This is a genomic window from Enterobacter sp. KB-221C9, assembly GCF_041320715.1.
GTDB lineage: Bacteria > Pseudomonadota > Gammaproteobacteria > Enterobacterales > Enterobacteriaceae > Enterobacter > Enterobacter asburiae_D.
In genome coordinates this window covers 20,981-29,169 of record NZ_JBGIWG010000024.1, presented here as the reverse complement: position 1 = coordinate 29,169, position 8,189 = coordinate 20,981, and the positions used below count along the sequence as shown (strand labels likewise).

The 8,189-nt window shown below is 51.6% G+C and carries 7 protein-coding genes and 1 pseudogene; all 8 read left to right on the top strand.

The annotated features are described in order from the left end of the window. Positions 1–133 (top strand): annotated as a pseudogene (gene tuf, locus AB8846_RS22635) (elongation factor Tu); the annotation flags it as partial. 228 nt (positions 134–361) lie between these two features. Next, positions 362–745 (top strand): preprotein translocase subunit SecE, encoded by a 384-nt coding sequence (secE, locus tag AB8846_RS22630; RefSeq protein WP_014068449.1) that lies wholly within the window; start codon positions 362–364, stop codon positions 743–745. Position 746: 1 nt separating this feature from the next. Further along, entirely contained in the window at positions 747–1,292 is a 546-nt protein-coding gene (gene nusG / locus AB8846_RS22625; protein WP_002438628.1) for a transcription termination/antitermination protein NusG, read from the top strand. 156 nt (positions 1,293–1,448) lie between these two features. Continuing rightward, positions 1,449–1,877 (top strand): 50S ribosomal protein L11, encoded by a 429-nt coding sequence (gene rplK / locus AB8846_RS22620; protein WP_063145615.1) that lies wholly within the window; start codon positions 1,449–1,451, stop codon positions 1,875–1,877. Positions 1,878–1,880: 3 nt separating this feature from the next. Beyond that, on the top strand, positions 1,881–2,585 hold the full coding sequence (gene rplA, locus AB8846_RS22615; RefSeq protein ID WP_006176745.1) for a 50S ribosomal protein L1: 705 nt from the start codon (positions 1,881–1,883) through the stop codon (positions 2,583–2,585). Between the two features lie 291 nt (positions 2,586–2,876). Then, positions 2,877–3,374, top strand: a complete 498-nt coding sequence (gene rplJ / locus AB8846_RS22610) for a 50S ribosomal protein L10 (RefSeq protein ID WP_005132895.1) — start codon at positions 2,877–2,879, stop codon at positions 3,372–3,374. 66 nt (positions 3,375–3,440) lie between these two features. After that, a complete protein-coding gene (rplL, locus tag AB8846_RS22605) occupies positions 3,441–3,806 on the top strand; it encodes a 50S ribosomal protein L7/L12 (protein ID WP_006176746.1) in 366 nt (121 codons plus the stop codon). A 319-nt stretch (positions 3,807–4,125) separates the two neighbouring features. After that, positions 4,126–8,154: a DNA-directed RNA polymerase subunit beta gene (gene rpoB / locus AB8846_RS22600; RefSeq protein ID WP_023334099.1), complete on the top strand. Its 4,029-nt coding sequence runs from the start codon at positions 4,126–4,128 to the stop codon at positions 8,152–8,154. Positions 8,155–8,189 lie beyond the last annotated feature (35 nt).

The window sequence follows — 8,189 nt, the reverse complement described above, 5'->3', positions numbered from 1 at the left end:
AATGCCAGGCGACAACATCAAGATGGTTGTGACTCTGATCCACCCAATCGCGATGGACGACGGTCTGCGTTTCGCAATCCGTGAAGGCGGCCGTACCGTTGGCGCGGGCGTGGTTGCTAAAGTTCTCGGCTAATCGCTGATAACATTTGACGCAATGCGCATGAAAAGGGCATCATTTGATGCCCTTTTTGCACGCTTTCACATCAGAACCTGGCTCATCAGTGATTATTTTTGTCATAATCATTGCTGAGACAGGCTCTGCAGAGAGCGTATAATCCATAAAGGGATTAGCGTTTCGATTTGGCTCGCCTCGCAATCGCGGGGTGAAATTATTTGTAGAATTCTTCTGACAGGTTGGTTTATGAGTGCGAATACCGAAGCTCAAGGGAGCGGGCGCGGCCTGGAAGCGATGAAGTGGGTCGCTGTTGCCGTGCTGCTGATTGTGGCAATCGTTGGCAACTATCTTTATCGTGACATGATGCTGCCGCTCCGCGCGCTGGCAGTGGTGATTCTGATTGCTGCAGCGGGCGGTGTCGCGCTGTTGACGACTAAAGGTAAAGCAACCGTTGCTTTTGCACGTGAAGCGCGTACCGAAGTTCGTAAGGTCATTTGGCCGACTCGCCAGGAAACATTGCACACCACGCTGATCGTAGCGGCGGTTACCGCTGTAATGTCACTGATCCTGTGGGGACTGGATGGTATTCTGGTTCGCCTGGTTTCCTTTATTACTGGCCTGAGGTTCTAAGATGTCTGAAGCCCCTAAAAAGCGTTGGTACGTCGTTCAGGCGTTTTCCGGTTTTGAAGGCCGCGTAGCAACGTCGCTGCGTGAGCATATCAAATTACACAACATGGAAGAGTTATTTGGCGAAGTTATGGTTCCGACCGAAGAAGTGGTTGAGATCCGTGGCGGCCAACGTCGCAAAAGCGAGCGTAAATTCTTCCCGGGTTACGTGCTGGTTCAGATGGTGATGAACGACGCTAGCTGGCACCTGGTGCGCAGCGTACCGCGCGTGATGGGCTTTATCGGCGGCACGTCTGACCGTCCGGCGCCAATCAGCGACAAAGAAGTTGATGCGATTATGAACCGCCTGCAGCAGGTGGGTGATAAGCCGCGTCCTAAAACGCTGTTTGAACCGGGTGAAATGGTTCGTGTTAGCGACGGTCCGTTTGCTGACTTTAACGGCGTCGTTGAAGAAGTGGACTACGAGAAGTCCCGCCTGAAAGTTTCTGTTTCTATCTTCGGTCGTGCGACCCCGGTAGAACTGGACTTTGCGCAGGTCGAAAAAGCCTAAGCAGCGATCAAAAAAGCGGCGATTTAATCGTTGCACAGGGCGCGAGATTGGAATACAATTTCGCGCCTTTTGTTTTTATGGGCCCCGGCCCGTAAAACGAATTTTATTCACGGGGAGCCTTCCTGAGGCGCTATTACCCAATCAGAGGATTTTAGAATGGCTAAGAAAGTACAAGCCTACGTCAAGCTGCAGGTTGCAGCTGGTATGGCGAACCCAAGTCCACCAGTTGGTCCAGCTCTGGGTCAGCAGGGTGTGAACATCATGGAATTCTGTAAAGCGTTCAACGCCAAAACCGAATCCCTGGAAAAAGGTCTGCCAATCCCAGTCGTAATCACTGTTTACGCTGACCGTTCTTTCACTTTCGTTACCAAAACCCCTCCAGCAGCAGTTCTGCTGAAGAAAGCGGCTGGTATCAAGTCTGGTTCCGGTAAACCGAACAAAGACAAAGTGGGTAAAATTTCCCGCTCTCAGCTGCAGGAAATCGCGCAGACCAAAGCTGCCGACATGACTGGTGCCGACATTGAAGCGATGACTCGCTCAATCGAAGGTACTGCACGTTCCATGGGCCTGGTAGTGGAGGACTAAGAAATGGCTAAACTGACCAAGCGCATGTCCGTGATCCGTGACAAAGTTGATGCGACCAAACAGTACGACATCAACGAAGCTATCGCTCTGCTGAAAGAACTGGCAACTGCTAAGTTCGTTGAAAGCGTTGACGTTGCCGTTAACCTCGGCATCGACGCTCGTAAATCCGATCAGAACGTTCGTGGCGCAACTGTACTGCCACACGGTACTGGCCGTTCCGTTCGCGTAGCTGTATTTGCTCAGGGTGCAAACGCTGAAGCTGCTAAAGCTGCCGGCGCTGAACTGGTAGGTATGGAAGATCTGGCTGATCAGATCAAGAAAGGCGAAATGAACTTTGACGTTGTTATTGCTTCTCCAGATGCAATGCGCGTTGTTGGCCAGCTGGGCCAGGTTCTGGGTCCACGCGGCCTGATGCCAAACCCGAAAGTTGGTACTGTAACCCCTAACGTTGCTGAAGCGGTTAAGAACGCTAAAGCAGGTCAGGTTCGTTATCGTAACGACAAAAACGGCATCATCCACACCACCATCGGTAAAGTGGACTTTGACGCTGACAAACTGAAAGAAAACCTGGAATCTCTGCTGGTTGCGCTGAAAAAAGCAAAACCAACTCAGGCGAAAGGCGTGTACATCAAGAAAGTTAGCATCTCCACCACCATGGGTGCAGGTGTTGCAGTTGACCAGGCTGGCCTGAGCGCTGCTGCAAACTAATGCCTTTACGTGGGCGGTGATTTTGTCTACAATCTTACCCCCACGTTTGCTAACGAAAGTTAGCGGCTAAAAGATTTGTTCGTTGGAGCCTGGCCTAATCCAGGCCTCCGTCGAAGACCGCAGGTGTTTCGCAAGAGACTTAATCCCCTGCGTAGACGGTGACAGAACGCTAAGATTATTTTTGGATACTCTGGCTTGTTTCTGCTCACCGTATTAAGACGCTCTTTCCGTTGGGGAGAGTGAAGTGAGTTCCGGAACATGAGTTCCGGCAAACATCCAGGAGCAAAGCTAATGGCTTTAAATCTTCAAGACAAACAAGCGATTGTTGCTGAAGTCAGCGAAGTAGCCAAAGGCGCGCTGTCTGCAGTAGTTGCGGATTCCCGTGGCGTTACTGTAGACAAAATGACTGAACTGCGTAAAGCAGGTCGTGAAGCTGGCGTATACATGCGTGTTGTTCGTAACACCCTGCTGCGTCGCGTAGTTGAAGGTACTCAGTTCGAGTGCCTGAAAGACACGTTTGTTGGTCCGACCCTGATTGCATACTCTATGGAACACCCGGGCGCTGCCGCTCGTCTGTTCAAAGAGTTCGCGAAAGCGAATGCAAAATTTGAGGTCAAAGCTGCAGCCTTTGAAGGTGAGTTGATCACGGCATCGAACATCGATCGCCTGGCAACCCTGCCGACCTACGAAGAAGCAATTGCACGCCTGATGGCAACCATGAAAGAAGCTTCGGCTGGCAAACTGGTTCGCACTCTGGCTGCTGTTCGCGATGCGAAAGAAGCTGCTTAATCGCAGTTATCTTTATAAAGCATTTGCTTACGTATAAACTTATTCTGATTTTCAGGAACAATTTAAATGTCTATCACTAAAGATCAAATCATTGAAGCAGTTGCAGCTATGTCCGTAATGGACGTTGTAGAACTGATTTCTGCAATGGAAGAAAAATTCGGTGTTTCTGCTGCTGCTGCTGTAGCTGTAGCTGCGGGCCCGGCTGAAGCTGCTGAAGAAAAAACTGAATTCGACGTAATTCTGAAAGCTGCTGGCGCTAACAAAGTTGCTGTTATCAAAGCAGTACGTGGCGCAACTGGCCTGGGTCTGAAAGAAGCTAAAGACCTGGTAGAATCTGCTCCAGCTGCGCTGAAAGAAGGCGTGAGCAAAGACGACGCAGAAGCACTGAAAAAATCTCTGGAAGAAGCTGGCGCTGAAGTTGAAGTTAAATAAGCCAACTTTTCTGGTTGCAGCCTAAGTCATTAGGCTGATGGCTGGTGACTTTTTAGTCACCAGCCTTTTTGCGCTGTAAGGCATCAGTAGCATTTCACACTGTTTGACTGCTGATTGTCCTGACAATGCATGTTTCTATCGACGACTTAATATATTGCGACAGGGTGCTCGCTCTGTGTAAATCGCGACGAAATGATTTAAGCGTGATAGCAACAGGTATTGCGGAAAGTATTCAATTTTCCGGTCCACAAAATGGTGTTGCACAAACTGTCCCTTCGTCGGACAGATGGGTCGACTTGTCAGCGAGCTGAGGAACCCTATGGTTTACTCCTATACCGAGAAAAAACGTATTCGTAAGGATTTTGGTAAACGTCCACAAGTTCTGGACATTCCATATCTCCTTTCTATCCAGCTTGACTCGTTCCAGAAGTTTATCGAGCAAGATCCTGAAGGGCAGTACGGTCTGGAAGCAGCCTTCCGCTCCGTGTTCCCGATTCAGAGCTACAGCGGTAACTCCGAGCTGCAGTACGTCAGCTACCGCCTTGGCGAACCGGTGTTTGACGTTCAGGAATGTCAGATCCGTGGCGTGACCTATTCCGCACCGCTGCGCGTAAAACTGCGTCTGGTGATCTACGAGCGCGAAGCGCCGGAAGGCACCGTAAAAGACATTAAAGAACAAGAAGTCTACATGGGTGAAATTCCACTCATGACGGACAACGGTACTTTCGTTATCAACGGTACTGAGCGTGTTATCGTTTCCCAGCTGCATCGTAGCCCGGGCGTCTTCTTCGACAGCGATAAAGGTAAAACACACTCTTCCGGTAAAGTACTGTATAACGCACGCATCATTCCTTACCGTGGTTCATGGCTGGACTTCGAGTTCGATCCGAAAGACAACCTGTTTGTCCGTATCGACCGTCGTCGTAAGCTGCCTGCAACCATCATTCTGCGTGCGCTGCAATACACCACTGAACAGATCCTGGACCTGTTCTTTGAGAAAGTGATCTTTGAAATCCGCGACAACAAGCTGCAGATGGAGTTGGTGCCGGAACGTCTGCGTGGTGAGACCGCGTCGTTCGACATCGAAGCCGACGGCAAAGTGTATGTGGAAAAAGGTCGCCGTATCACCGCGCGCCACATCCGCCAGCTGGAAAAAGATGATATCAAACTCATCGAAGTTCCGGTTGAGTACATTGCAGGAAAAGTAGCCGCGAAAGATTACGTTGATGAATCAACGGGTGAGCTGATCTGCCCAGCGAACATGGAGCTGAGCCTGGATCTGTTGGCTAAGCTGAGCCAGTCTGGCCACAAACGTATCGAAACGCTGTTCACCAACGATCTGGACCACGGCGCGTATATCTCTGAGACTATTCGCGTCGACCCAACCACCGATCGTCTGAGCGCGCTGGTAGAAATCTACCGCATGATGCGTCCTGGTGAGCCACCAACTCGCGAAGCGGCGGAAAGCCTGTTCGAGAACCTGTTCTTCTCCGAAGACCGCTACGATCTGTCCGCGGTTGGTCGTATGAAGTTCAACCGTTCTCTGCTGCGCGACGAAATCGAAGGTTCCGGTATCCTGAGCAAAGACGACATCATCGAAGTGATGAAGAAGCTCATCGATATCCGTAACGGCAAAGGCGAAGTGGACGATATCGACCACCTCGGCAACCGTCGTATCCGTTCCGTAGGCGAAATGGCGGAAAACCAATTCCGCGTTGGCCTGGTACGTGTAGAGCGTGCGGTGAAAGAGCGTCTGTCTCTGGGCGATCTGGATACCCTGATGCCTCAGGATATGATCAACGCCAAGCCGATTTCTGCAGCAGTGAAAGAGTTCTTCGGTTCAAGCCAGCTGTCTCAGTTCATGGACCAGAACAACCCGCTGTCTGAGATTACGCACAAACGTCGTATCTCTGCACTCGGCCCAGGCGGTCTGACCCGTGAACGCGCAGGCTTTGAAGTTCGAGACGTACACCCGACGCACTACGGTCGCGTATGTCCAATCGAAACGCCTGAAGGTCCAAACATCGGTCTGATCAACTCCCTGTCCGTGTACGCACAGACTAACGAATACGGTTTCCTCGAGACCCCGTACCGTAAAGTGACTGACGGTGTTGTAACCGACGAAATTCATTACCTGTCTGCTATTGAAGAAGGCAACTACGTTATCGCTCAGGCGAACTCCAACCTGGATGACGAAGGCCACTTTGTAGAAGATCTGGTTACCTGCCGTAGCAAAGGCGAATCAAGCTTGTTCAGCCGCGACCAGGTTGACTACATGGACGTATCCACCCAGCAGGTGGTATCCGTCGGTGCGTCCCTGATCCCGTTCCTGGAACACGATGACGCCAACCGTGCATTGATGGGTGCGAACATGCAACGTCAGGCCGTTCCAACTCTGCGCGCTGATAAGCCGCTGGTTGGTACCGGTATGGAACGTGCTGTTGCCGTTGACTCCGGTGTTACTGCGGTTGCTAAACGTGGCGGTACTGTTCAGTACGTCGACGCATCCCGTATCGTTATCAAAGTTAACGAAGACGAGATGTATCCGGGCGAAGCAGGTATCGACATTTATAACCTGACCAAATACACCCGTTCTAACCAGAACACCTGTATCAACCAGATGCCTTGCGTATCTCTGGGTGAGCCAGTTGAGCGCGGCGACGTGCTGGCAGACGGTCCGTCCACCGACCTCGGTGAACTGGCGCTCGGTCAGAACATGCGCGTAGCGTTCATGCCGTGGAACGGTTACAACTTCGAAGACTCCATCCTCGTCTCCGAGCGTGTGGTTCAGGAAGACCGTTTCACCACCATCCACATTCAGGAACTGGCATGTGTGTCCCGTGACACCAAGCTGGGGCCAGAAGAGATCACCGCTGACATCCCTAACGTGGGTGAAGCTGCGCTCTCCAAACTGGATGAATCCGGTATCGTTTACATCGGTGCGGAAGTGACCGGCGGCGACATTCTGGTTGGTAAGGTTACGCCTAAAGGTGAAACCCAGCTGACGCCAGAAGAGAAACTGCTGCGTGCAATCTTCGGTGAGAAAGCGTCTGACGTTAAAGACTCTTCTCTGCGCGTACCAAACGGTGTTTCCGGTACGGTTATCGACGTTCAGGTCTTCACCCGTGACGGCGTTGAGAAAGATAAGCGTGCGCTGGAAATCGAAGAGATGCAGCTCAAACAGGCTAAGAAAGACCTGTCTGAAGAACTGCAGATCCTCGAAGCGGGTCTGTTCAGCCGTATTTATGCGGTGCTGGTTGCCGGTGGCGTTGAAGCTGAGAAGCTCGACAAACTGCCACGCGATCGCTGGCTGGAACTGGGCCTGACCGACGAAGAGAAACAAAATCAGCTGGAACAGCTGGCTGAGCAGTATGACGAACTGAAACACGAGTTCGAGAAAAAACTCGAAGCGAAACGCCGCAAAATCACTCAGGGCGACGATCTGGCACCAGGCGTGCTGAAGATTGTTAAGGTGTATCTGGCCGTTAAACGTCAGATCCAGCCTGGTGATAAGATGGCAGGTCGTCACGGTAACAAGGGTGTTATCTCTAAGATCAACCCGATCGAAGATATGCCGCACGATGCTAACGGTACGCCGGTAGATATCGTACTGAACCCGCTGGGCGTACCGTCTCGTATGAACATCGGTCAGATCCTGGAAACTCACCTGGGTATGGCTGCGAAAGGTATCGGCGACAAGATTAACGCCATGCTGAAGCAGCAGGAAGAAGTCGCGAAACTGCGCGAATTCATCCAGCGAGCCTACGATCTGGGTACCGACGTGCGTCAGAAAGTCGACCTGAATACCTTCAGCGATGAAGAAGTGCTGCGCCTGGCTGAGAACCTGAAAAAAGGTATGCCAATCGCAACGCCGGTCTTCGATGGTGCGAAAGAAGCTGAAATTAAAGAGCTGCTGCAACTGGGTGGTCTGCCAACGTCTGGTCAGATTACGCTGTTTGACGGCCGTACCGGTGAACAGTTCGAGCGTCCGGTAACCGTAGGTTACATGTACATGCTTAAACTGAACCACCTGGTCGACGACAAGATGCACGCTCGTTCTACCGGTTCTTACAGCCTGGTTACTCAGCAGCCGCTGGGTGGTAAGGCACAGTTCGGTGGTCAGCGCTTCGGGGAGATGGAAGTGTGGGCGCTGGAAGCATACGGCGCGGCATACACCCTGCAGGAAATGCTCACCGTTAAGTCTGATGACGTGAACGGTCGTACCAAGATGTATAAAAACATCGTGGACGGCAACCATCAGATGGAACCGGGCATGCCAGAATCCTTCAACGTACTGTTGAAAGAGATTCGTTCGCTGGGTATCAACATCGAACTGGAAGACGAGTAATTCTCGCTCAAACAGGTCACTGGTGCCGGGTTAAC

Excerpts from the sequence above, each read along its gene's own strand:
- rplL (WP_006176746.1), top strand. The coding sequence starts at position 3,441 with ATGTCTATCACTAAAGATCAAATCATTGAAGCAGTTGCAGCTATGTCC.
- rpoB (WP_023334099.1), top strand. The coding sequence starts at position 4,126 with ATGGTTTACTCCTATACCGAGAAAAAACGTATTCGTAAGGATTTTGGT.
- secE (WP_014068449.1), top strand. The coding sequence starts at position 362 with ATGAGTGCGAATACCGAAGCTCAAGGGAGCGGGCGCGGCCTGGAAGCG.
- rplA (WP_006176745.1), top strand. The coding sequence starts at position 1,881 with ATGGCTAAACTGACCAAGCGCATGTCCGTGATCCGTGACAAAGTTGAT.
- rplK (WP_063145615.1), top strand. The coding sequence starts at position 1,449 with ATGGCTAAGAAAGTACAAGCCTACGTCAAGCTGCAGGTTGCAGCTGGT.
- nusG (WP_002438628.1), top strand. The coding sequence starts at position 747 with ATGTCTGAAGCCCCTAAAAAGCGTTGGTACGTCGTTCAGGCGTTTTCC.
- rplJ (WP_005132895.1), top strand. The coding sequence starts at position 2,877 with ATGGCTTTAAATCTTCAAGACAAACAAGCGATTGTTGCTGAAGTCAGC.